The 24,318-nt window shown below is 71.1% G+C and carries 20 protein-coding genes; 7 read left to right on the forward strand and 13 right to left on the reverse strand.

What is annotated here, in order from left to right:
- Positions 1–9: 9 nt before the first annotated feature.
- Genes NLX94_RS19245 through NLX94_RS19255 form a run of 3 tightly spaced genes read left to right on the forward strand, consistent with a single transcriptional unit; the run spans position 10 to position 3,361 of the window.
- Positions 10–909 (forward strand): putative selenate ABC transporter substrate-binding protein, encoded by a 900-nt coding sequence (locus NLX94_RS19245; protein ID WP_254384183.1) that lies wholly within the window; start codon positions 10–12, stop codon positions 907–909.
- Positions 906–1,649 (forward strand): phosphonate ABC transporter ATP-binding protein, encoded by a 744-nt coding sequence (locus tag NLX94_RS19250; protein WP_254384184.1) that lies wholly within the window; start codon positions 906–908, stop codon positions 1,647–1,649. Before NLX94_RS19245 ends, NLX94_RS19250 begins: the two co-directional genes overlap by 4 nt.
- Positions 1,646–3,361: an ABC transporter permease gene (locus NLX94_RS19255; protein WP_254384185.1), complete on the forward strand. Its 1,716-nt coding sequence runs from the start codon at positions 1,646–1,648 to the stop codon at positions 3,359–3,361. Before NLX94_RS19250 ends, NLX94_RS19255 begins: the two co-directional genes overlap by 4 nt.
- A 136-nt stretch (positions 3,362–3,497) precedes the next feature.
- On the opposite strand, the gene NLX94_RS19260 is transcribed toward NLX94_RS19255, so the two are convergent.
- Complete coding sequence (locus NLX94_RS19260) at positions 3,498–4,055, reverse strand: DM13 domain-containing protein (protein WP_254384186.1); 558 nt, start codon at positions 4,053–4,055, stop codon at positions 3,498–3,500.
- Positions 4,056–4,590: 535 nt separating this feature from the next.
- On the opposite strand from NLX94_RS19260, the gene NLX94_RS19265 reads away from it, so the two are divergent.
- Positions 4,591–5,121, forward strand: coding sequence for a hypothetical protein (locus NLX94_RS19265; RefSeq protein ID WP_254384187.1), 531 nt, complete (start codon positions 4,591–4,593; stop codon positions 5,119–5,121).
- A 531-nt stretch (positions 5,122–5,652) separates the two neighbouring features.
- Here the strand turns inward: NLX94_RS19265 and NLX94_RS19270 are convergent.
- On the reverse strand, positions 5,653–7,098 hold the full coding sequence (locus NLX94_RS19270) for a regulator (protein WP_254384379.1): 1,446 nt from the start codon (positions 7,096–7,098) through the stop codon (positions 5,653–5,655).
- 223 nt (positions 7,099–7,321) lie between these two features.
- On the opposite strand from NLX94_RS19270, the gene NLX94_RS19275 reads away from it, so the two are divergent.
- Positions 7,322–7,936, forward strand: coding sequence for a hypothetical protein (locus NLX94_RS19275; RefSeq protein ID WP_254384188.1), 615 nt, complete (start codon positions 7,322–7,324; stop codon positions 7,934–7,936).
- Positions 7,937–8,041: 105 nt separating this feature from the next.
- On the opposite strand, the gene NLX94_RS19280 is transcribed toward NLX94_RS19275, so the two are convergent.
- Positions 8,042–9,070, reverse strand: coding sequence for an amidinotransferase (locus NLX94_RS19280; RefSeq protein WP_254384189.1), 1,029 nt, complete (start codon positions 9,068–9,070; stop codon positions 8,042–8,044).
- Positions 9,071–9,086: 16 nt separating this feature from the next.
- The gene (locus NLX94_RS19285) at positions 9,087–9,491 is read right to left on the reverse strand and encodes an ATP-binding cassette domain-containing protein (protein WP_302169915.1); all 405 of its coding nucleotides are present in this window, start codon (positions 9,489–9,491) and stop codon (positions 9,087–9,089) included.
- A gap of 715 nt (positions 9,492–10,206) precedes the next feature.
- Here NLX94_RS19285 and NLX94_RS19290 point away from each other — a divergent pair.
- On the forward strand, positions 10,207–11,919 hold the full coding sequence (locus tag NLX94_RS19290; RefSeq protein WP_254384190.1) for a hypothetical protein: 1,713 nt from the start codon (positions 10,207–10,209) through the stop codon (positions 11,917–11,919).
- Positions 11,920–11,956: 37 nt separating this feature from the next.
- Here the strand turns inward: NLX94_RS19290 and NLX94_RS19295 are convergent, their stop codons facing one another.
- The 7 genes from NLX94_RS19295 to NLX94_RS19325 all read right to left on the reverse strand — a co-directional run bounded on the left by NLX94_RS19295 (position 11,957) and on the right by NLX94_RS19325 (position 20,899).
- Positions 11,957–13,306 carry a cation:proton antiporter gene (locus NLX94_RS19295; protein ID WP_254384191.1) on the reverse strand — a complete coding sequence of 450 codons (1,350 nt, stop codon included), beginning with the start codon at positions 13,304–13,306 and terminating at the stop codon, positions 11,957–11,959.
- Positions 13,303–14,493: an acyl-CoA dehydrogenase family protein gene (locus NLX94_RS19300; RefSeq protein ID WP_254384192.1), complete on the reverse strand. Its 1,191-nt coding sequence runs from the start codon at positions 14,491–14,493 to the stop codon at positions 13,303–13,305. The genes NLX94_RS19295 and NLX94_RS19300 overlap by 4 nt, the downstream gene beginning before the upstream one ends.
- On the reverse strand, positions 14,490–15,290 hold the full coding sequence (locus tag NLX94_RS19305; protein ID WP_254384193.1) for a thioesterase II family protein: 801 nt from the start codon (positions 15,288–15,290) through the stop codon (positions 14,490–14,492). The genes NLX94_RS19300 and NLX94_RS19305 overlap by 4 nt, the downstream gene beginning before the upstream one ends.
- A gap of 82 nt (positions 15,291–15,372) precedes the next feature.
- Positions 15,373–16,827: an FkbM family methyltransferase gene (locus tag NLX94_RS19310; protein ID WP_254384194.1), complete on the reverse strand. Its 1,455-nt coding sequence runs from the start codon at positions 16,825–16,827 to the stop codon at positions 15,373–15,375.
- The gene (locus tag NLX94_RS19315; RefSeq protein ID WP_254384195.1) at positions 16,824–18,059 is read right to left on the reverse strand and encodes an alpha/beta fold hydrolase; all 1,236 of its coding nucleotides are present in this window, start codon (positions 18,057–18,059) and stop codon (positions 16,824–16,826) included. Before NLX94_RS19315 ends, NLX94_RS19310 begins: the two co-directional genes overlap by 4 nt.
- The gene (locus NLX94_RS19320) at positions 18,056–19,027 is read right to left on the reverse strand and encodes a chlorinating enzyme (protein ID WP_254384196.1); all 972 of its coding nucleotides are present in this window, start codon (positions 19,025–19,027) and stop codon (positions 18,056–18,058) included. Before NLX94_RS19320 ends, NLX94_RS19315 begins: the two co-directional genes overlap by 4 nt.
- Before the next feature lie 51 nt (positions 19,028–19,078).
- Positions 19,079–20,899, reverse strand: a complete 1,821-nt coding sequence (locus NLX94_RS19325; protein WP_254384197.1) for an amino acid adenylation domain-containing protein — start codon at positions 20,897–20,899, stop codon at positions 19,079–19,081.
- Between the two features lie 963 nt (positions 20,900–21,862).
- On the opposite strand from NLX94_RS19325, the gene NLX94_RS19330 reads away from it, so the two are divergent.
- Positions 21,863–22,234 (forward strand): hypothetical protein, encoded by a 372-nt coding sequence (locus NLX94_RS19330; RefSeq protein ID WP_254384198.1) that lies wholly within the window; start codon positions 21,863–21,865, stop codon positions 22,232–22,234.
- A gap of 42 nt (positions 22,235–22,276) precedes the next feature.
- On the opposite strand, the gene NLX94_RS19335 is transcribed toward NLX94_RS19330, so the two are convergent.
- Together NLX94_RS19335 and NLX94_RS19340 are read right to left on the reverse strand one after the other, a co-directional pair.
- Entirely contained in the window at positions 22,277–23,362 is a 1,086-nt protein-coding gene (locus tag NLX94_RS19335) for a hypothetical protein (RefSeq protein WP_254384199.1), read from the reverse strand.
- Positions 23,363–23,708: 346 nt separating this feature from the next.
- On the reverse strand, positions 23,709–24,230 hold the full coding sequence (locus NLX94_RS19340) for a hypothetical protein (protein ID WP_254384200.1): 522 nt from the start codon (positions 24,228–24,230) through the stop codon (positions 23,709–23,711).
- Positions 24,231–24,318 lie beyond the last annotated feature (88 nt).

The raw sequence follows: 24,318 nt of genomic DNA on the forward strand, positions 1-24,318 counted from the left end.
AGGAACCCGTTGACCCGTCGCACCTTCCTCCTCGGCACCGGTGCGACGCTGGTGCTGAGCGCCTGTGGCAGCGGGGGCAGGGGTGGTTCGGATGCCCGACAGCTCGGGATCTCCGCCATCCCCGACCAGGACCCCGAACTCCTCAACCGGCTCTACCCGGCGGTCGCAGAACGGTTCGCCGACGCCACCGGCCTCCCGGTGGCCTACCGGCCCGTCACCGACTACACCGCGGTGGTGCGTGCCTTCGAGATCGGCGACATCCACCTGGCCTGGATGGGCGGGCTCACCGGCGTCCAGGCACGCGTACGCGTTCCCGGTGCCACCGCTCTCGCGCAGCGTGACATCGATGCCGACTTCCACAGTGTCTTCATCGCCGGCGCCGACTCCGGTCTGCGGCCCTTCGGCACGATCGACGGTCTGCGCTCTCTCGCCGGGCACACCTTCACCTTCGGCAGCGAGACGTCCACCTCGGGCCGGCTCATGCCGCAGTTCTTCATGCGGAAGGCGGGACTCGAGCTGAGCGACCTGCGAGGGGCGCCGGGCTTCTCCGGTTCGCACGACGCCACCATCGAGGCGGTCGCCACCGGCAGCTTCGAGGTCGGGGCCGTCAACGAGCAGGTGTGGAAGGCGAGGGCCGCGGCCGGCGGAATCAACCCGAGCGGAGTGACGGAGTTGTGGCGCACCCCCGGCTATGCCGACTACCACTGGCTGGCGCGTCCGGACCTCGACGAGACCTTCGGGTCCGGTACCCGGCAAAAGGTGCTCGACCTGCTCCTGGACCTCGACGCCAGCGATTCCCAGGACGCGCAGATTCTGGGGCTCTTCGGAGCACAGTCGTTCGTCCGGACCGAGAACTCCGCCTACGACCGCATCGAGGATGTGGCCCGCGGCCTGGGGCTGCTGCGGTGAACGCCTCGCCCGTGCTCCGGCTGTGCGGGGTCGGGCACAGCTACGGCTCGCACGAGGCGCTTCGCGATCTCGACCTCACCGTCCACGCCGGGGAACGCGTGGCGGTTCTCGGCACCAGCGGCGCCGGGAAGAGCACGCTGCTGGCACTGCTCAACGGGTCCCTGACGCCGACCAAGGGCACCGTGGAGGTCTTCGGCGAGAACCCGGCGCTCCTGTCGGCTGCACGACTTCGACTGCTTCAGCGGCGCATCGGCACGGTGAGCCAGCACCTCGCTCTGATCGAACAGGTCCGGGTGCTGCACAACGTCAACGCGGGCAGGCTCGGTCAGTGGAGTACGCCCCGCGCCCTGGCCTCACTGCTCTGGCCCCGGTCACTCGACGTCGTGCGGGACGCGCTCGCCCGCGTCGACCTGAGCTGGGCGCTCCACGAGCGCACCGAACGCCTCTCCGGCGGCGAGCGGCAACGGGTGGCGATCGCCCGCCTTCTGGTACAGGATCCGGAACTGGTGGTAGCCGACGAGCCCGTCTCCAGCCTCGATCCCGTCCGCGCGGCACGGACCCTCGGCCTGCTCGGCACCTCATCCCACGTGCGCACGCTCGTGGTGAGCCTGCACCAGCCGTCACTCGCCCGAGAGCACTGTGCCCGCCTGGTGGGTCTGCGCGACGGCCGGATCGTTCTCGACGCTCCCGTGGCCGACGTGAGCGACACCGCACTGCATGATCTGTACGCACTCGCATGACGCTCCAACCCGTTCGCTCGCCGTCACCGCCGGACGCCGCCGCTGAGCGGAAGGGCGCCAGCGGGCGGCGGGTGACGCTGCGCAGGCTGGCAGGGCTGGCAGCGTTCACCGGTCTGCTGGCCTGGGCCGTCCACCGCGCCACACCCTCAGGCGGCGCGCTGGTCAACCGAGGCGGCCTGCGTCTCCTCGACGACCTGGCGGCGACCGCACTGCGCCCCTCCCTCGAGGCCGAGTTCCTCGGCGTGGTCCTCGAAGCGACCGCCACCACGCTGGCCTTCGCCCTGCTCGGGACGGCCGGAGCACTGGCCATCGGACTGATCGGCGGGCTGGTCCTCAGCGACGTGGCCTGGGGCAGCTCGCCGCCCTGGCCCATTCGTGCGGGGCGACTTGTGCTCCGCGGCCTGCTGGTGACGGTTCGCTCGGTCCACGAGCTGGTGTGGGCGCTGTTCTTCGTCAGCATTTTCGGCCTCGACCCGCTCGTCGCCGTCCTGGCTCTCGCCCTGCCCTTCGGCGCACAGAGCGCCCAGGTCTTCGGGGAGACCTTCGACGCCGTGCCCGACACGGCGCTGCGGGCGCTGCGCACCCTCGGCGCCCGCCGGGGTTCCGCGCTGGCCTACGCCCTTCTTCCCCGCACAGCGCCGTTGCTGCTGTCCTACTCCTTCTACCGTCTGGAGTGCGCGCTGCGGTCGGCGGTCGTGCTGGGGATCGCGGGCGTGGGCGGCCTGGGATTCGAACTGATCGTGAGCCTGCAGTCCCGCAACTGGAGCGAAGTCTGGACGCTTGTCGCAGCACTGCTGCTGCTGGCGGCCGCGGTCGAACTGTGGAGCCACCGCGTTCGCCGCGACGTCGCGGTGGTGACCTGCGCCGACTGGTCAGTCGGGCGCGAGCGCACCCGCGACGGAGGTCGGGCGCCGCGCGGCCTGTCCCGCCCGACCCGCTGGTCCCTGGCCATGATGCTGCCGGCGGTCGCGGCCGCGTGGTGGTGGGTGGGCCTTTCGCCCGCCGGAATCGTCGCGGCCCGCACCCGGGATCTCAGCAGCCGACTGCTCACGGACCTCTGGCCCCCCGCATTCCCCGCAGGCGGTGGGCGGGTACTGGCGGACGCCGCCCTCGACACGGTGAGCATGGCCGTCCTCGCCATGCTCGTGGCCATCGCGATCACCCTGATCGTGGGCCCCTGGGCCAGCCGCCCACGCGCCGACCGGCGCGCCCCCGCGGCCTTGGCCCGACGGGGCGTCTGGGGGGCGGCCCGGCTGCTGCTCCTGGTGCTGCGGTCGGTGCCACCGACGGTGTGGGCCGTCGTCGCCCTCCTGGCCTTCTTCCCCGGCGTACTGCCCGGCGCGCTGGCGCTGGGGGTCTACACCGGCGGCATCCTCGGCAGGCTCGTCGCCGAAGCCTGGGAGACCATGGACCTCCAGCCACGCGATTCCCTGCGCAACGCCGGCCTGCACCGCACGGTCTCCGCCATGCTCGCCGTCGGGCCCCCGTCCGCCCATCACCTCATCACCTACACGCTGTACCGGTTCGAGATCTGCGTACGCGACACCGCCATCGTCGGCGTCGTCGGCGCCGCAGGCCTGGGCCGACTACTCAGCGAACGTCTTGCGGCCTTCGACTTCCCGGTCGTCGCCGGCATCCTGCTGGCGTCGCTGGCGCTCAGCCTCACCGTCGAGGTCCTCGGACGCCGACTGCGACGCGCGCTGCGGGCCTGAGGACCGTCATGTCGAAGGCCGAGCTGTGCGCGGCGATCCGGCGCGGCCATCGCCCGCGAGGGGGCGACGGATGGCACTATCGGCTCGCTCCCGACAACCCTTCCTTCGCGTCGGCGGGCCGCTTGTCGTCAGGCTGTCAGGCCTTCGCGAGTGCCGCGGCGCCGAAGGAGACATTGAAGCGGTCGCACCAGATGCTCACACTCGTGTACTGCGAGAGGTCAACATCCGCGGGAAGAACGTAGTTCTGGTCGCCCTTGTTGCCCTTGAGCTTGCCCAGACTGACGTACTTGCCGTCATCGAAGACCTCCCAGCCCGCCTTGCCTTCCTTCACTGGCGCATCCGTGAGCCAGACGTGCAGGTCGGGGCCGTTGCTGGTGTCGAGGTTCTCCAGCCGCAGCGTGTGCGAACCATCCGCAAGACGGACGATCTTCACCGTGCCCGTCGTCGTGTGCTCATGACTGATCAGCTGCCCCGCAGAGACCGTCTGAGGGCCCGCAGGCGCCGTGAGCGTCGGACCCGGACTCGGCTGGGACGGCCCGGGCGACGCGGTGGCGGCCGTGGAAGGCAGGGCCTCCCGCACGGTCTCGTCCTGCCACAGCTTCCACGGCTGAAACAGGTACATGCCGACACCGATCACCGCGACCACCGCAACAGCGAGAACGACCGGCCTGCTCGTTGCCCATCCACGTCCCATGAAAAGCCTCCCCTTGCATCCGATTCCCGCCAGACAATAGCGACCCCGCGCATAGCTGCATGTGCCCGGTCCGCGATCACAGCAGCGATACCAGCGGCACGGCCTGCGAAGCCGGGCCAGGGTCTGTCAGACACGAACGGCCCCCATTGAATGATTAATCCGCATTCATACCGATCACCGAATTTGGGGTTCGAACAGGGTTCTGGTACGTGAGGACAGGGCCTCTTGGCGGTTCGGGGGTGTCCGGTGTCATTGACACTCGAACCAAAGGCACCCTGTCGCGCCTGACCCACCGCGTCCTGTCCTCCGAGGCGTGCACCGCCCCACGCGGACGGCCGGATGCACTGCGTCCGGCGCCTGGTGGTATGGCCGGAAGGCGGCGGCTCCGACCCCTACACTAGGTGTGAGCGATGACCCGCACGGCGCCGGGCGATCTACCAGCGGGTACGTAAGCGCTTTTTCATACCAGCACCCACCCCGCTCCTCACGTCGTCTTGAGGATGAGGGAATTCGAGCCAGAAATCGGCGATATGCAATGACCAGCGCGTTGCGGGCCTACGCGAGGACAGCCGTCATCCCGGACCACACGGTCTGGGGGGCCGCGGCGGGCCTGGTCGGCGGCGTGGGGATGGGCATCTGGATGTCGGTATCCCGTCCCGTGATGGACACCGCGATGATCACGATGGTGGCCGGGCTGCTCGGCACGACCAACGCCTTCGCCGGTTGGCTGATCCACCTGTCCATCGCGCTGTTCGCGGGCGTCAGGTTCGGCGCGCTGCTCGGCCCCTTCGCCCGGAGCCCCTTGCCTGCCGCCGTCCTCGGTCTCGTCTACGGCGCGGCGTGGTGGACCTTCGGCGCCCTGTGGATCATGTCGGCCAACATGGGCATGCCAGTCTTCGACTGGAACGAATTCAGCGCCTCCAGCCTCGGCGCCCACCTGGTCTTCGGGCTCCTCGCCGGTCTGACCTTCGCCACGATCGCCCGTGCGACAGCTGGCCGCGCAGTGGTACGGCCGGAGAATGAAACCCGCACCGCCCGATACGCGTCGCATCCGGGGCGGCGGTGACGCCGAGCTCCACCCTCTCTCGGCTGCACCATCGCGTCCTTCCTCGCCATCGTGGTCTCCCCTTTCCGCAGCGGGTTCCTGGCCCAGGGCGTCCTCCTCTTCGCCGTACGTCCTCGGCATGGGCCTGATCGTTGGCGTCGCCTCCCTCACTGTCTCCCTCACCCAGACCACCGCCGTCACCCACCTGCGCCGCAGCTTTCCGGGCTCGGCTTTCCGGTCACCGTCGCTGACATCCATGCAGCTCGTTAGCAGATTGCTCGGCGCCCGCCGGACGCGCGTCACCTGAGGAGAACGTGCCGCACATCTTCGGCCCGGTCAGGCAAGCCACACCGTGGGACACGCGGGCGGGCCGGCTTCCCGCCGGATACCGGCGGGAAGCCGGCACCGTATCCTCCTCGAGTCGCGAACCTGGTCACAGCGACCGGGCCCCGGCCGGTGGAGCGCACCTTCTGGCCGTACGGGCGAATGCCCGGCTGCATCATCGTGCCGCTGGGCCTTCGCCTTGGAGCGCCCGGTCATGACGCTTGGGGCTTACAGGAGCGTGGCCACCCGGTCGCGGTAGGCGCGGCCCGCTGCCGTGTCGCGGTAGGGCCCCAGGCGGCGTTCGAAGGCGCGGATGTATTCCACGGCTCGTACCGACCGCATCTCGGCCGCCTGGTGCGCCGCCTGCGTGGCCAGGGCGCAGGCGTGGTCCATTTCTCCCAGGCCGAGGCGGGCGGTGGCGAGGACCATCTGGCACAGCAGGCGGCTTCGTGCGTATCCAGGGGCCCGCAGTTGCAGGGAACGTTCCGCATGCTGGGCGCAGGCGCGATACTGGTGAAGATCCCGGTGGCAGTGCGCGAACTCGCCCGCGAGCTGGCCCTCGTCGTAAAAGCTTGCCCAGTGCGGCACCTCGTCCCCTGGCCGCACCATGCTCAGCGCGCGCTCCGCCCGTACGAGCGAAGCCGTGCAGGCCCTGGCTTCGCCGCACGCCGCGTGCCCGCGGGCTTCCGCGGAGTGCAGCATTGCCTGGACAACGGGCGGGGCACCGGCGCCGACGCCCTGCTGGGCCACCCGCGCCAGCTGTACGGCCTCGCGGCCGTGGCCCAGGTAGACGGCCTGACTGCTCATGGTGACCAGGACGTAACAGCCGTACACCCGGTCGCCGGACGCTTGCGTGAAGCGCAGGGCCTGAACGAAGTACCGCTGGGCGAGGCCGTGGGCGACTACGTCGTACGCGGTCCAGCCCGCCAGGCGGGTCAGATCGGCCGCGGCGGCGAACAGCCGTCTGCCCGTCGCCTCGCCGTAGGAGCCCCGCAGCAACGGCTCAACCTCATCGGTCAGATAGCTCACCAGCGCCCGCCGCGCGTGCCCGCCCCCATGGGTCTGGTCGAGGGCGTGGAAGAGTTCACCGGCCGAGCGCAGCGCCGCGATGTCCCCGCCATTGACCTGTCGGCCCGCTCCCCGACAGGTCTGCCTCTGTGGGGGGACGGCAGTCCTGCTCTGAACGGGAAGGTGCGGTCTTGCCAGCGTGGCCGGGTCGGGGCGGCCTACGGGCTCGTTGGCCCGGCCGATCAGCCAGTCCCTGCTTGGCACCACAAGCCCGGCGGGGGTGAAAGCCATCTTCCTCAGCGCGGCGTTGCCACCCGCGTCCCTGCGCCACAGACCGCTCGCAATATTGAGGGCCTGCTCCGGCGTCTCTGCGAACTCCAGGCCCGCATACTCGGGGGCACACGCATCGAAGCCCACGGCCTGGGTCGACATGCTCCGGCCCAGGCGCCGGGTGAACACCTCCACGATCAGGGCGGGGGTGGCCCCGCGCGGCTGCTGTCCACGCAGCCACCGGGCGACTGAGGTCTTGTCGTACCTCAGATCCAGACCGCGCTCGCGGCCAAGCTGAGTGACCCGGCGTGCGAGCTCGGCGTTGGAGAATCCCGCCTCTCCGATCAGCCCCGAGAGATGCCGGTTGGCCACACGCTCCGGAGGTCCTTCGGCCATCAGCTCCACGGTCTCCTGCCTTTGGGGCTGGCACCCCAGCCCTGTGAACGCTGCGAATGTAGCGGCCGACTCTCCACCCAACGCACCCTTTGCCCGGGGTTCATCCCATCGTGCGAGCGAGGGACCGCTCCACGGAGATGGCCGAGCAACCGACAGGGCCTGGTGTCGTCGTGCTTCCCTACGGGTACAACCCATGCGGCGCCGGCGGTGGAGGGGCGGGCTCATGGCTCACATGGTGACGGAAGCCGAGCGGGCTGCCCAGCGTCGCGTGGTCGGGGTCGTGCGGATCTCCGGTGTCCTGTCGGGTGGCGGGCTGGCCGTGTGGCGCGATGACGCCACCGGAGACTCGGGGGCGTCCGCGGCGGAACTGTCGCAGGACCTGAACCTGCTGGGGGTGCCGCACGAGACCGTGACAGCCTTCAGGCCACGCCGGGCCCGCGAACCGTACCACCGCAAGGGACGCGAGGTACGGATTCCGTTCGCCGAGATTGGCAGGCTGGTGCGGTGGGTGCCTTCGCTCCAGCAGCCGATCGACGAGCTGCCAGCGGGGACATCGGGCTTCACGTTCACCTGTTTCGAGCCCAGGCGATCGGGGATGGCGACGGTGCTGCTGTCCTGCTTCGCCGCCGAATGGCCGACGTGGACGGTCAGGCAAGCCGGTTCGATGGGACTGCTGTGTGCCCGCTGTGGCTTTGACCTGCGCACACGCAGGGCAGGACAGCGCCTCGCCTACAACATCCCGGAGCGGCCGGAACTTTGCCGTCTGGTGTGCGGGACCTGTTGCGAGGATGGGCTTCCCGAGCTGGAGCGGCTCTCCGGAGCCGGGGAGCCCGCGTGAACGGACAAGTCCCGTGGCGGCACAGGCGCCCTGCTGTGCTGCCTGGACATCCTCGGCCAGTCAAGCCGCCTAAAGCGTGTATGTCCGTGTGTGGCGCGCATATCTTCACGCCGTCCATGTTCGGCGGTCCCGGCGGATGTCGAGGGTGGCGCAGTGGAAAGAGCCCCCCAGGGCCTGGACGTTACGGAAGGGGGACGGCAGGGGTGTGAAGCCCAGCGAAGTCAGCAGGGTCTGGAGCTTCTCGTCCTCGGCTTCCACGAGGACGTGCCGGTCGTCGACGACGAGGAGGTTGATGCTCACCCACGCGCTCGTCATGTACCGCGGCGGGGGTCCGGCGTTCGGTTCGGGCCGTGGCGCGGGAACCAGTTCCCACCCGTCCAGCGGAGTGCCGCGCATCGCCTCCGGGGCGATGCGGTCCGGGTTGTAGAGGGCGAGTCCCTCGCGTAGTGGGCACAGGGTTGCGTCGATGTGCATGGCGTGGGGATCGTCAGGTTGTAGCAGGTGCACGCGGATGTCGGGTCCGAGGCGCGCACGCAGGTGGTCGACGCCGGAGCGGTTGGTGACGTGGCTGAGCTGGCCCACGACGGTGCGGGGCCCCAGGCGGAGGAAGTCGGCGGCGTCCCAGGCGGGCCTGCCTTCACCGATCACCCATCGTGGTCCGGGTTCGCGCGGTCCGGCGTCGAGGAGGTCCATGCCGAGGTCGACGTCGGCCGGCAGCCAGCGTGCGCCTGCCTGCCGCCATTTCTGGATCAACGGCCAGTAGGCGAGCAGCTCGTGCTGACGGCTGCGCCAGGCCATGGGCGCTTCGATGACGCGGTCGCCCATCACGAGAAGGCTGTCCCGGGGCATGGTCGCGCAGTACCCGCCCAGTCCTTCCCAGGGCACGCGCTGCGGGCGGTGGACGCGGCAGCCCATCGACTCCAGCAGTTCCGCCAGCGTCTGGAGTTCCTGCTCCGCCGCTTCGGTGATCCATACCGGGAACGGGTGCCCGGGCCGGAACTCGTCCCAGTGCTCGACCGGCATGGTGGCCTCGATCATGCGCCGGTCCTCGTCGGGGAACATCGCCCCGAACGCCGTGCCGACCACTACCTCCCGCAGAGCACTCCACTCGTCGCACGCCTCCACCACCGCCACGGGCACTCCTGTCCGCTCAGCCCCTGCGAAGGACCGTACGCAGGCACCGGGAGCGGCAGGTCAGGACACGCCGCGGCGCGCCGGGCCTGACCGCGAAGGAGGAGATCAGGGTGAGGTCGGCGAGGAGGCTGAAGTCCTGGTTGACGAACCCGATCTCTCGCAGCCGCAGCGCTGACAGCTCGGCCGGAGTGCTCGTGTGGACCTGGTTGCCCAGTACCTCAAGGGTGCCGGAGTCGACTCGTTCCAGACCCGCGATCAGATGCAGCAGCGTGCTCTTGCCGGAGCCGCTGGGCCCGGTGAGTGCGGTCAGCGTGCCGGCGGGAAGGGAAAGGGAGACATCCCATAGCGCGGGCACGGTCTGCTTGCCCATCGGGAACTTCTTGCCGACCTTGGTGGCGACGATCGCCACGTTCTTGCCCATGCGGATGGTTGTTCCTCTCAAGCGCGAAGGGGCGGCCGGCATCCCGGCCGCCCCATAGTTCACCTCACACGGCTACCGTCAACAGGCAGTGGGGGAGCTGAGCTTCCTCGCCGAGCTCGCCTCGTCGGAGTCCTGGAAGCTGAAACTGCGGTTGCCGCAAGGCGAGCTGCGGTGCCCGGTCTGTGAGCAACACGTAGACGCGACCGTCCGGAGACGGCACAAGACGCTCGGGGTCTACGTACCCGTATGGGGCCCGGCTTCTTGCCGCAACCCCGACTGCCCTGAATATCTGGCAGCCCCTGACCACGCCCAAACCCCAGACCATCCATAGGCGACGCAAGTCACGCACCGGCGCCTCGCGGGCCCGCGGCTCCAGGCCCCCGATGGGCGGCAGCCCCGCACCCCGAACTGGGCCGGCCCCGTCCGTTGGCTTCCGCGCGACCTGGGCCCCCGGTTGCCGCCCGTTGATCCACGGCGCGGGGTGCGCGCCCGCCCGCGCCCGGTGCCGGCCGTGCGTGCCCGGTGTCTCTGCGAGTCTGACGGCAACAGGTGGGTCGCGCGCCGGGCTTCGGTCCTCCCACCCGGTAGGCGGGGACCGGGGTCCGTCCGTGGGACGATCCGGCCATCACCCTTGGCGCCCCTTGGCCATGGCGGCACCGGCCCTACAGACTGTGTCCGACCGATCTCTTTTCGTGGTGGCACTGGGAGTGGTGTGATGGTTGCGCAGACCGTTGTTCACAAGGGCAGGACGCTGGCATGGGAAGGGTTCTGCACCGGTCCGGAGCTGTTGTCGCGCGGGGAGTTGGACGGGCTGTCCCGACGGTTGCTCGGGATCGGCCTCGCCGCCGCCGAGGTCGCCGCCGAGAAGGAGCTGCGGCCCTTCGGAGTGCCGCGCGGGGCCGCGCCGGCGATCGTGTTGGGGACTGCGTCCACGCTCAAGGGATGCTTCGAGGCGGACGTGGCCAAACTCGCGCTGGGAGCCTCCCCCGACGACTTCTCCGCCTACATCGAGGCCCGATCGGTGTACCTGGCCGCGCCCGGCGACTTGGTGGTCGGGCGGGGCGAGGCGTGGCGGCAGGCGGTGGCCGCCGCCGAGGTGGTGCCGGTGGAGGTCGACGAACCGCGCTACTACTACCTCACGCATGCCCTGCTCACCCTGGCGGCCGCTGAGCCGCCCGACCGCCTGGCCCGTCCGCTGGAACTGCTGATCCGGCAACTGAGGGACGTGCCGGAGACGGTGGTTCGCCTGTTCGCGGTGGACACCGAGGCACGGCTGCTGCTGCTGTGGCTCAAGCGGGCCGCGGGGCTGGACGTCCTGCGCGTGGACGCCAACGGCCCGGAGGTCGCCGAGGGGTGGAACCGCAAGACGACCCTCTATCCGACCCCGGAGGCGGTCCGCGCCCTCGGGGGCCGGATCCCGGCCGGCGATCCAGGGTCCCTCCTCGCGGTCGAGTTCGAACTTACTCCGTTCCACGCCGAGTTCGGGGTGTTGCTGCCGAGGCTGCCGGGGTACTCGATCTCCCGGGCGGGCGCCGATGAGGAATCGCTGTACCGCCAGGTGCGGGAGGCCGCAGGCCTGCTGGTGGAGCGGTACGGGCTGGAGCTGGGCTGCTTCAAGCCTGCCGAGGCGTTGACCGGTGACCGGATCAGGACGGCGGTGCCGCTGGGCGACGAGGCGGCTCTGGAGGCACTGGCCCGGCAGATGATGGAGTCCGAGGAGGACTACGTCCTGGAGGCCCACACGCACTACCTGCGGCACCGGGTCCCCGGCTACGAGTTCATCCTGGCGCCCTCCGTGCACGTGGTGGCCGGCCGGCCGGCCGAGGGCGGGACGGTGCAGATCACCCGGGGCAGTGTGTGGGAGGGCAGCGTCTACGTGGACGAGGGCACCTGCGCGCGCTTCGGCATCGCGCCCGAACAGTTCCGCACCGCGCGCGAGGGCATGGCGGGACTGCACGAGGCATTCCGGGGTAAAGGCCGCGACCTTGGTTTCGTCAAGGGCGGTGTCGACTTCGCGATCGCCCGGCTGGGCGGCAGCTTCGGATCGACTCCGGTGGTCGCCATGCAGGACCTCAATCTGTCCTCGAACGGCGCGGAGTACGTACGGGCGCTGCTGGCCGAGGCCCGGGAGCGGGCCGGGCGGCCGGACGGGGTGTACGCGGCCACGAAGGTGGTGCGCCCGGCCGCCGACACCGATCTGAAGCGGTTGGAGGACGGCGTGGGGCGTCGGAGCGCCCAGGGTTGGGCGCGGGCGATCACCTCGGTACCCGGGCGGTGGGGCCTGATCGGAGTGGCGGCCTCGTGTCCTCGCGAGGCCGCCGTCGAGGTGCTGGAGCTCGAACAGCGCCTGCACCGGGAGGGCATGCTCCGCACCAGTCTGCGCGACGAGTCGATCCAGGGCGAGGAGGGGGCCGTCACCCCGGGTTGAGCGCGACGCCCCGCGACGTGGGCCGGCCGGGCCGGCGTCACGGGGCGCCGCGCTCAACCTCCTTGCCCCCTCTTGCCCCGCCGGGGGCCTCTGGCCCCGTAGCGGTCCCGCGTCCGGCGACGAGACCCTCCCCGGAGGGCGGCGCACCGGCCGACCCGGGCACGGGATCCGGCGGCCGGACGCGGCGCACGCGGAGCAGGGGCCCTGTCATCACCGTGGTCAGGATGGCCACGACCACCAGGATCGCGTAGAACGACCGGTCGATGAAGCCCAGGTTCAGACCGAGGGTGAGGATGACCACCTCCGTCAGCCCCCGGGTGTTCATCAGGACCGCGAGCATCCGGGCCTCCCGTCGCGGCAGACCCCCGAGAGCGGCCCCCACCCGGGTGCCGGCCATCTTGGTCCCGACCGCGACGGCCGACATCACCGCCAGGGCGCCGAGATCGACGGCCCGGAAGGCGGTGAGGTCCACGCGGGTGCCCGCGATCACGAAGTACACGGGCAGCAGAAGGTGCCCGGCCGAGTTCGCGAGGTCCTCGAACACCGACGGCCGGGCCGCCGCCGCTCCGCCACCCTGCGCCCGGGGCATGACCGCGCCGAGGGCGAACGCCCCGAACGCGAAGTGGACCCCCATCCACTCCGTGGCCGCGCAGGACGCCATGAGCGCCGTGGTCACCATCACCGCTCCGGTGGCTCCGGCCTCCGCGCCGTCCCGCGCGCGCCGCCGCAGTACCCCGGCCATCAGAGGGCGGACCATCCCGGTCAGCAGGCCGAGGTACACGGGCAGGAAGGCCAGGCGCCAGGCCTCGCCGGTGCCGAGGAGCGCGGCGATGACGGCCAGGCAGGACCAGGCGACGAGATCGTTCACCCCGGCGGCGGCCATCGCGATCCGACCGACCCGGGAATGGTTGAGCTTCTGATCGGAGAGGATGCGGGCCAGCACCGGGAAGGCGGTGACGGACAGGGCGACGCCGATGAAGAGCGTGAACCCCAGCGGACCGGCGGGCCCGTGCTCCTCGGCGTACGGAAGGGCGACCAGCACACCGCCGCCCAAGGGCAACAGGACCGCGCCCGCCGCCACCCACAGCACGGTCCGGCCGCTGCGCCGGGCGAAGGCCGGGTCCAGCTCGTGGCCGATCACGAACATGAACAAGGCCAGACCCACGTTGGCCAGCGCCCCCAGCAGCGGCTGCGCCCGCTCGTAGGGGCCGGTGCCGAGCCCGCCCCAGGTCTGCGACAGTACCGTCGAGCCGAGCAGCACACCCGCGAGGATCTCGCCCACGACCGCCGGTTGCCCCAGCCGGCGGGCGGCGGCCCCGCACACCCCGGCCACGCCCAGCACCAGGGCGAGTGCGAGGAAGAGGACCGCCGTGGTGTCGGCCGTCATGCCTTGTCCGCGGTGGAGACCGGGGCGCCGGGCCGGTTCAGCCGGTCCCGGCCGATGAGATCTCGCAGGACCTCGCTGGGGCCCGCGGCGATCGTGGCGGCGCGGGCGTCGCGGTGCACCCGGGCCGCCGAGGATTCTTCCAAGTAGCCGTGCGAGCCCTGGAACTGCAGGGAGGCGTCGGCCACCCGGCAGGCGAGTTCCGTGGCGCGCAGCTTGGCCATGGAGCACTCCACTGCGGGCAGCTCGCCGTGCTCGTACAACCAGGCGGTGTGGTACACGAGTTGACGGGTTGCGGCCAGGTCCGTGCTCAGGTCCGCGATCCGGTGCACGAGCGCCTGGCGTCCGGCGAGGGCCGTGCCGGCGACGGAGCGCTCCCGGAGGAAGGCGCACAGGTCGTCCAGAGCGTGTTCTGCGCCGCCCACGGCCAGTACGGCGGCGACCAGACGCTCCAGTTGCAGCCCGCGCATCAGGTAGTAGAAGCCGTGGTCGAGCCGGCCGACGACGCGATCGGCGGGGACGCGGACCGCGTCGAAGGTGATGGCGGCGGTGCCGGCCGAGCGCCACCCGAGGGTGCGCTGCGGGGTCCGGTGGACTCCGGGCAGGTCGGTGTCCACCACCAGAAGGGAGAGCCCGGTGGCGCCTCGCGGGCCCTGGGTGGCGGGCCCGGTCCGCACGGCGACGACGAGGAAGTCGGCGGTCATCCCGTTGCTGACCATCGACTTGACGCCGTCGACCACCAACCGGTCGCCCACCCGCTCGGCGGTGACGGACAGCCCGGAGAGGTCGGCGCCCGCCCCGGGCTCGGTGATGGCCAGTGCCGAGATCCGGTCCCCGCGCACGGCCGGGGCCAGATGGGTCCGGATCAGCTCGGGTCCGCCGAACCGGGCGAGGTAGTGGGTGGCCATGTAGGCGTGCACCGAGACGGCCGCGCGCAGCCCGCCGAAGCCGGCGCGGCCGAGTTCTTCCAGGAAGACCACGGACGTGAACAGGTCACGCGCTCCGCCGCCTGCGGCCCTCGGGTGCGTCAGGCCCAGCCAGCCGCGCTGCCCCAGGCCCTTCCACACGTGGGGGGGAACGTTCCCCTCCACGTCCCAGCGGGCCGCGTGCGGGATGACCTCGGCGGCGAGGAAGGCCCGGACCTCCGCGCGGAAGGCCTCGTGCTCGGGGGTGAAATAGGGTGACCTCACGGTCGATGACTCCTTCGTGACGTGCCGAGGCACAAGGCGATCTCGTCGTCGAGCAGCCCGAGGAACTCAGAGGTCCGTTCGTAGGGGAAGAAATGCCCGCCCCCGACCCGCCTGCGCCGGAATCCGTGCGGGGCCAGGGCCCGCCAGGCGCCGACCGCCGCGGGCGGCGCCACCGTATCGTCCGCGCCGGCGAAGACGGTGACGGGCACCGGCAGTGCGTCGGCAGTGTCGGCGGGCCGCGACCAGGTCTCGGCGAGCCGGATGTCGGCGCGGAGCACCGGTTCCAGAAGGGCCATCAGCCGAGGGGACGCGAGCACCGCCCCCGGGGTGCCGGCCAGCCGGCTGAGTTCGGACCGGAACCGCTCCGTCGGCAGATCGTGGATGGCCGGCAGGGCTCGGGGCACAGTGGGTGCCCGGCAGCCCGAGAGCAGCACGCGCACGGGCGGTCGGGCCAGGCCGCGCACGGCGCTCTCGTAGACCAGCATCGCGCCCATGCTGTGCCCGAACAGCAGGTAGGGTCCGGTGATCCGCCGCTCCAGGGCGAGGGCGAACTCCTGTGCCAGGGTCGGCCAGTCCGACGGCAGCGGATCGCGCCGCCGGCTCTCCCGCCCGGGCAGCCGCACGGCGACCGGCTCGACCTCGGGCGGCAGCAGGTCTGCCCACGGCCCGAAGGCGGCGGTCCCGGCGCCCGCGTGGGGTACGCAGACCAGGGTGATGCGGGCCGCCGGGCGGGGCGCGAGATGGTGGAACCAGCGCCCCGTCCGGGTCTGAGGAGGGCTCTCGGCCCGGTCGTTCATCGCGTCCTCCTGGCGGGGGCCGCGGGTCGGCGGGCGGGGGCGGGCGCAGCCGTGCGGGCCGGTGTTCCGGTCCGCACGGCGCTCAGGGACGCGGCGCTCCCTCGGCCGGGGCGCCGTTCCCGAGGGCGGCGGCCAGCACCGCGAAGGTGCCGTCGGAGAAGAGCAGATCCGGGGCGAGGGCGTCCGGGCCCAGCTCGTCCTCCACTTGGGCCAGCAGCCGGACGGCGGTCAGGGAGTCGCCGCCGAGGTCGAAGAAGTCGGCGTCCGAGCGTACGGCGTCCGCACCGAAGAGGTCGGTCCAGACGCGCGCGAGCACGGCGACCCTCTCGGGCGCCCCGGCCGCCGGGGCCGGCGATGCGGGCGTGGCCGGCGATGTGGCCCCGGGGGCGGGGCCGAGGCAGGGGACCGCCGTCCAGCGGCCCGGCGGCGGCGCCGACGGCAGCTCGCGGGCGAGGAGTTCGCGCAGTTCCCCCTCCAGCCGGCGCAGCGTGGGGCCGCCCTCGAAGACGGGGGCCGGCGGCGGGCCGGCGGTTGCCCGGGGGCGCCGGGCGTAGACGTTGTGGCAGGGGGTCAGAGCCAGTCGGGGATCCTGATCGTGTGTGACGTGAAACCCCCGGTCCCGCAGCAGCTCCAGGACGGCCTCCAGACGCCCCTCCATGTCGTGGACCTCCACCACGACCCGCTCCACTCGCTCCCATGCTTCCTCGTCGAGGCCGGCCAGGACTTCCGCCTCGGCCTTCTCCACGTCGATCTTCAGCAGGTCTACGCGGGTGAGGTTGTGGTCGCGGATCACGTCGCCGAGGGTGGCGACGGGCACCCGGCGCGGGTGCGCGGCCAGCCGGTCGGTGACCAACCGGTTCAGGGAACGGGACCGACTGTCACCGCCCGAGCCCTCGTCTCCGCTCCCCGGGCCCGCGTCGTCGCCGGTCAGCAGATAGCCGCGCAGCACTTCCGCGTCCTGCGCCACGTCCGCGTACCGCCCGGACATCACGCTGTTGTTCGGGTAGAACGTGAACGGGGTCTCCCCCCGGCTCCGGCCGAGCGCGGTGGGCAGCACCGTGACGTCCAGCCCGTGGAGTTCGGCGTTGAGGCGTACAGCGGCGGCGAGTTCGGCCACCGGCTCGACGGCGATGACCCGGGCGCCGGGTGCTGCGAGACCGACGCGGAGGGAGAACATGCCGATGTTCGCCCCCACGTCGAGCACGACGGGCCTCGGGGGCAGGGTGATGCCGTGCCGGAAGTAGGCGCCCTCGACGAAGATCTCCCGGTACAGGAAATCGGTCTCGCCCCGGTTGAGACCGGCCACCCGGATCACGTCGGCGGGCTCGTGCCAGGCGAGGTCGCCGAGCCGGTTCGCCGCCTCCAGGGCGACGGACCGGCTCAGGGTCCGGGCCGCTTCGCGGTCGGGGACGATCCGGGCGTGCCCGCCGGGGGTGCCCTGATCGTCGACGATCACGACCTCGGCCACCGCGGGATGCCTGGCGAGGAGCTCGCCCGGTGTGAAGCAGCCGTTCTCGGCCGCGCTGTGGACGCTCATGTGTCCTTCCGGGGATGGTCGGTCACGGAGTGCAGGAACTCCTCCGCCAGGGTGACGAGCGCGGGTTTCGCGTCGAAGGCGCCGAGGTGGTCCCCGTCCGGCAGGGTGCGCAGCTCGGCGGCCGGCAGGTGCCGTGCGACGTAGACGGAGCCGGCCGGGTGCGCGGTGGTGTCCCGGTCGCTGGTGACGACGAGGGCCGGTTGGTGTGTGGTGAGCAGCCGTCGGCAGTCGGTGGTCATCAAGGTTCCGTTCAACTGCCCGTAGCGGTACAGGAGTTCGGGAGTCGCATAGGGGTGGATGAGGTAGTGGGCACGATCGGGGCGCAACCCGTCCAGGGTTGAGGGACGGCTCAGCAGCCGGTGCATCGCGGCGGCCTGGTTCGGGCCCCGGGCGACCATGGCGAGCAGGGACTCCATGTCCCGCTGGTGGGTGGTCTTGGGCGCCTCGCCGCCGAGTTCCCAATCGCCGTGCCACAGGCTCAGCGAGTCGATCCGCTCGGATCGGGCGGCGGCGGCCAGCGCGACCACCGCGCCCCCGCACAGGCCGAGCGCGTGCGCCCGGTCGATGCCGAACCCGTCGAGAACGGCCAGGAGGTCCTCGCTCTGGGCTTCGACGGAGTGGTCGACCGGGCCGCCGAGCCCGGCGCACTCGCCCGAGGCGAACAGCCCCCGACTCTCCCAGGTGACCACGCGGTACCGAGAGGAGAGCGCCGCGAGCCAGTTCACCGTCAGCCCGACGGGCATCCCGCAGGCGCCGACCACGGCCACGGCCGGAGCGTCCGGCGGGCCGGCGGCCCAGCACCGCAGGAGTGTGCCGTCCCGGGCGGGCAGCACCACGGGCGGGCCGGGGAAGGCCGTGCGCGCCCGGTGCGCCGCCTCGGCCACCCCCCGGTCGTCGAGATCGAGTCCGGCCGCGTCCCCCGCGTGTGCGGGGCGACCCGCGGTTCCCGTGGTGCCCACGGCCAGCCGGCGGCCGACCGCGAGCTCCGGCGCGGTCAGCCCGTCCGGGGTGGCCACGAGCTCCGGTCCGGGAAGACCGAGGGCGCGGGCGAGGCGATCGACCCCGCTCTGGAGCGCCGGGAGCCGGGCGGCGCTCACCGGGGCGGTGGGCGCGACCCGGAGCCGCCCGGTGCCGGCGCGGAGAACGGAGGCCGTGTCCAGCAGCGCGTGGGCGAGCGCATCCCCCGAGGACGCGCCGGTGGCGGCGCCCGCCTGTGACGCGGGCGCCGTCACGCCCGGACCGGGGGCCGGGTGGTGAAGGGGTGGTCGCGGGTGGTGTGTTCGGCGATGCGGTTGTGGCCGTGCTCGTCGTCGCCGCTGACCAGGACGGCTCCGTAGCGGTCGAGGCTGACCCGGCCGCCGTACTCCTCGATCGCGATGGTGTCGGGATAGACCTGCACGGAGGTGGGCACGTAGCGGGAGGCGAAGCCCATGCGCATGTCCTTGGTGCTGCCCTCGTGCGGGTGCGAGGCGTGCATCAGGGTGGACCAGAAGACGATGAACTGCCCCGCCCGCAACTCCATCGAGACCGCTTGCGACTCGTCCGGCTTCCAGTCGGGGTCGATCTGGAGTTCGCGGTAGTCGTATCCGAAGAAGCCGCGCCGGATGCCGCCCTTGTCGACTGAGGTGTTGTGATCCGGGGAGTAGTGCATCCGCTTGGTCTCGTCGTAGTGCATCGTGCGATGGGTGCCAGGGATGAACTGGAGGGCGCCCATCTTCGCGCTCGCCTCGGTGAAGGCGGACCAGACCGTGATGGTGCCGCCGAAGTCGGACCCCCCGGGCCACTGGATCTGCGGGGTTCCGGACGCGTTGGCGAAGGTGTCCGCCTGGTGCCAGTCGGTGCCCTCGTCCCCGGGGTGCTTGGGGAAGAACTCGGTGCGCCAGCAGAGCACGTCGGGGCCGAGGACGGAGGCCACGCGGTGGACGATCTCGGGCCGCGTGACGTGGTCGGCGAGGAAGGCGTGGTCGAGGTGGCGGTCGTAGTTGGAGATGTTGGTGGCCCCGGACACGGCGGCGCCGTCGCTGTAGACGGCGGAACTGCGGTCCAGGAGCTCCCGGCGGGTGCGCGACCAGATCTTCTTGATCTCGTCCGGCTCGTAGAGGGTGAAGGGGCCCGCGTAGCCATCGCGGTGGAAGGCCGCCAGTTCCTCGGGGCTGAGCGAGAAGTCCGGTCCGGGCGCGCGGTCGGGACGTGCGGACATGTGTCCTCCGGGGGAGTGAATGGCCGGGGCGATGCGGGGCGGGGCTCCGGGTCAACGGGCCGGGGGAGTGGCGGCCCGCGCCGCCTCGACACGCTGCGCGAGCTCGGCGACGGTGGCCGCCTCGATCAGCACGGTGACGTCCAGATCCGTGCCGAACTCCGAGTTGACCCGCTCGAACATGCGGAGCAACGACAACGAGGTGCCGCCGAGATCGAAGAAATCGGTGTCCCGGCCCACCCGGGGCACCTCCAGCACGGCCTGCCAGATCCGTGCGATCCGCCGCTCGGCGTCGGTGAGCGCCGCCGGGGCCCCGACCGGCGAGGCGACGGGCGCACTCGCCCGCTCAACGGTCGGCGCGGGCAGCCGGGCCTTGTCCACCTTCCCGTTGGAGGTGAGGGGCAGCCCGCTCCGGACGAGGTAGGCGGAGGGCCGCATGTGCTCGGGCAGGAGGCCGGCGGCCAGCCCGCCCAGGCGAGGGGCGAGTACGGACGGGTCGGCGGCGGAGACGACGTGGGCGATCAGGCGCACGTCGTCCCCGCCGTAGCCGTGGGCGAGGACCACCGCTGCCGAGACCTCGGGGTCGCGGAGCAACACCGCCTCCACCTCCCCGGGTTCGACCCGATGGCCCCGGATCTTCATCTGATCGTCGGTGCGGCCGAGGTAGACGTGGTCGCCGTCGGGCAGGGCTCGCACGCGGTCCCCCGTCCGGTAGGCGCGGCAGACGCCCCCCGTCGGGTCCTCAAGCTCGATGAAGCGTTCCTTCGTCAGCTCGGGGCGGCCCAGGTAACCCCGGGCCACACCGGCGCCCGAGAGATACAGCTCCCCGGCCACGCCGCCGGCGACCGGCCTGCCGTCCTCGTCGAGCACGTGGAAGACCAGGTCCGGCAACGGGACGCCGATCGGACTCACTCCCGGCGAATCGAGGTCGGCGGTGGTGATCGGCCGGTGGGAGGCATGCACGGTGGCCTCCGTGATGCCGTACATGTTGACCAGACGGGGGCGCGCGTCACCGTGGCGGGCGATCCACCCCCGCAACCGGCCGACGTCGAGACGTTCCCCGCCGAACACCACCACGCGCAGCGCGGTCAACGGGCGCTCGGCCTCCTCGTCGGCGGCGGCCAACCGCGCGAAGGCCGACGCGGTCTGATTGAGAACGGTCACTCCCTGGACCCGCAGCAGTTCGTGCAGGCCGCGAGGCGAACGGGCCACCGACCTCGGGACGACGACGAGCCTGCCACCGAAGAGCAGCGCACCCCAGAACTCCCAGACCGAGAAATCGAAGGCGATGGAGTGAGACAGCGCCCAGACGTCGTGCTCGTCGAAGCCGAACCACGGGTGGGTGGCGCCGAAAAGACGGACGACGTGGCGGTGCTCGACCTCTACCCCCTTGGGCAGGCCCGTGGAGCCGGAGGTGTGGATGACGTAAGCCAGGTCCTCCGTACGCGGTGGGCCTGCGGGCGGGGAGGACACCGCCGCCTCGGCGTCCTCCCCGACAGGCACGGGGAGGACCTCGGATCCCGCGAGCAGGTCCGCGAACCCCGGCACGGTCACGACGTGCGAGGCGCCCGTGTCCTTCAGGGTCCAGGCGATGCGGTCCCCAGGGTGGTCCGGGTCCAAGGGGACATAGGCCGCGCCGGCCTTGAGGACGCCGATCAGACCGATGGCCAATTCGGCGCCGCGCGGGAGGAGGAGGGCCACCGGGGCCTCGCCCGTGACTCCCGATTCCCGCAGGCGCCGGGCGACCGCGTTCGCCCGGCGGTCGAGTTCCCGGTAGCGGAGCTCTTGATCGCCCGCCGTGATCGCCACCCGATGCGGGAAGCGGTTCACGACCTCTTCGAACAGCGTGATGAGCGTGTGTTCCCCTGGCTCCACTCTGCTTCCATCCTGTGAGACGGCATGGTGCGGGGCACTTGCGTTCTCGGGGCGCCGACGGGCACCGAAGAAATCGATAATTCTCGATCAGGTTTAGGCAAAGAAGCATCGAGGCAGGCGCCCTGCGGGCCGACCTGGGGTGCGAATGGTCATGTTCGTGCGGCTGATCCGTTCGGGCAACCCCGCCACACCACCGACACCCTTACCGCCCCGCACGTCCTTGGACCGTTGACCCGCACCCGCGAAACGCCTCTGACCTGGGAGATTCCCGGCACGGAGGGCAGGTGCGGCCTTCTTGTCGGCGAGGAGGGGATTCCGGTCATTCGGGCCGGTCGCAACCCGGACCGAACTCGCTGCGGAATACACCCCTCCTGCCGCCCGTGGAATCGGCCGCGGGCTGCGGTAATGCGAGGAGTGAGAGGTGGGGGCACGCCTTCTGGCCGGCGCCATCCCCGAAACATGTAAAGGGTGCTGTTTCAGCCATCTCGACCCGCTTTTCCCGGGACATGCCCCGACTTCACCCGAGAGGGGAACCCCCGGAACCGGGTAGCCGGGACCGCATTGATCTCCTGGGGCCGGAGGGGCGCGAGAGGACTCGGGAGGTCGGCGGGCGCCGCCCGGCCAGGTGGCCGCGTGTTGGACGACTCTCTGTATGAGCAGGTAGGTGGGGGTTCGCGACGCTCCCGGTGAACATGGGTGCTGGTTTCGCTGGGCAGTCTGATCTCGCTTCGTGTGCGACGACACGGTGGGCACGAAGTGGAGAGGTGCGGAGTGCTCATCGTCGATACGGACGTGCTGCTGGTGGAACGACAGTTGCGGGAAGGCCGGCTGACGTGTCCGTCGTGCAGGGCGGTCCTGGCGCCGTGGGGTCATGGCCGGCCCCGGGAGATCCGGGGTGATCTGGGGGCCCGGCTGTTTCTGCGGCCACGCCGTACGCGGTGTTCGGGCTGCGGGGTCACGCACGTGCTGCTGGCGGAGGTGTTCTGGCCGCGGCGGGCGGATGCGGCCGTGGTGATCGGGGCCGGGCTGGAGATAGCGGCGCTGGGCATGGGCCACCGCCAGGTCGCCGCCCGCCTGGGCCTGGCCGAGGGCACGGTCCGTGGCTGGCTGCGGGCGTTCGCCGGGCGGGCGGAAGCCGTGCGCCGCCACTTCACCGTCGCTCTGGTCGCGCTCGCCGATGACCCGGTGATGCCGGACGCGGCGCCGTCGACGCTCGCCGACGCGGTCTCGGCGGTCGCGGCCGCCCATCGGGCGGCCTCGGCGAGGTGGCCGGGGATGCTCACCAGCCGGACGGTGACCGTAGGTGGTCGCCGGATGCGGTCCGGCTCCAGGTGACTCCGGCCTGGCTGGCGAGCTTGGTCGTAGTTCAGGAGCGTTCTAGCCGAGCAGGTCGTCCCACCACCAGGCGATGCAGGGGATGGGCAGGGGACCCGGCGTGGTATTGGCCGGCTTGTCCGAGTACCGGTGCGCGGGGTCGGGCAGTGAGAAGGTGGCCAGGTTGCGCGGGTTGAGGTAGCGAGCGGTGGTGTGGGACCAGTCGATGTTCGTGCGCACCATGTTGCCGAGCCCGTCCACATAGCGCTGGACCTCGGTACCCGCATGCTCCTTCAGTTGGGCGCCCAGCTCCAGGAAGCGGACCATGACACGGTCGCGCATGCCCACTGCCTGCGCCAGGGCCTCATCGTCCGTCACGTTCTCGTGGTAGGCGAGGATTTCGACCAGGTTGTGTGCCGGGCCGACCCTTCCGTCCCTGACATGCTCCTTGTTCCGGGAGAAGAAGTCGTTGTCCCAGCAGATGAGGATGGTCGTCATCTCGATGAGCGCCTGGACCGCGGGGGAGGCGAAATCCTCGGCTGGCACCTCGTAGCCGTCGGCCCAGTCCAGGAGCGTGGCGAACGGCGCGAGGAGACCGCACTGCAGGCGGGCCACCATGAAGTCGTTGAGACTCGCGGGTTCCGGCCTCGCCTTGAGGGCCAGTTCGCAGATCAGACCGAGGAAGTAGGCTCGCCACGCGGTGGTGAAGCGGGCGACCTGCGCGTTGGTCGCACCCTCCTCCGCGAAGCGCCGACACGCGTCCTGGTGAGCGCGAGTCCACGCCTCATCCTTGGCCGGAGCCTGGTACGGGCGTTCCATGGCCCGGTGCAGGTGCGTGGCGAGGGTGGAGACTTCGCCCGGGTTCTTTGCGAGCGGACCGGCGTCATCGCACACATGGTCCTCCCAGTTCGAGCAGTAGAAGAACTGGGTGACGATGATGACCCGCTCGGCGATCCCATTGGCGTAGCCCTGCGAGATCCACAGGTGCTGATCCTGGCTGCGGTGGTACTCCAGCTTCTCGGGGGTCTCGGCCATCACCCCGCTGGACGTGAACCGCTCCCAGGAGATCCGTCCGATCTCCTCCACGTCCGGGTGCATCAAGGTTGGCAGGGGGCAGTAGACGGCGGGGAAGCGCAGCGGCTGGTTCATGGACGGAACCCCTGTCTGTGGGTCGGGGGCGCTCGGATGTCAATCCCCCCGGAAAGGTAGAGGCCTCCCTTATGCGGTTTGGTCCCTCTGATGGTGCTCGGCGCGTGCTTCGCTGATGGTGCGTTCGAACTCGATGGGCGTAGGCTGGCGGCTCCGCTGTGGCGGCGGCGCGGGTTGTAGAAGTCCGGTGGATCCAGGCTGGCCTACGCTCACCCCAGCGTCCAGGGCCTGCTGACAGAAATCGACAGACCCGGCGCGGATTTCGACGTGCCGCCTCCGCATAACTACCTGGCTGACACCTCCGTGGTGATCCACCCAGTTACACCCGAGGCGCGCTGCGAAGTCTCTACGGCGTTGCGCCCATGAAGCCGAAGTCGACAGAGCCCTGGGCGAACGTCGTACCCGCGGTGCCCGCGCCCTCACCGAAGAGGTCGGTGAGGACCTTTGCGAGCACGGGGTTCACCTTCGCGACCGCCTCGTCGATTCCGAATGCTGCGCTGAGGGGGGACACATGGATCTTGGTCACATCCAAGGAGTAGTCGAAGAGCTCCATACGGGTGCCGCCGCCATCGGCACTGGTCCGTACAAGGCACGTGGCGCTGCCGCGGGGCAGCATCCCGCTGGGGTCGGTGACTTCGACGAATGCGCCTGCCGTGTCCTGCAGGCGGAACCCGCCCTTGAAGCCGAGTCGGCCGCGGCCGGTCAGGTCCAGCACGCCGACACCGCTCACGAGCCTCATTCCCGGCTCAGCCAGGCCGGTTTCCAGCGTGGCAGGTGCCACAGCAGAGAACGTAATCTTCCGGTCCTTCAGCTTCTTCCACTGCCCGGGGTCCAGGTGGACGATGGCGCTGCCGCTCGGCTCGGGCATTTCTGACCTCGTTCTCGTTCCTGCCGGACACATTGATGCTCCGACACTCATCTGGGGCTCCTGACCAGGGAATCCGTGGAGATCACAA

This window comes from Streptomyces sp. TBY4 (genome assembly GCF_024213195.1).
In the GTDB taxonomy this organism is placed as follows: Bacteria; Actinomycetota; Actinomycetes; order Streptomycetales; family Streptomycetaceae; genus Streptomyces.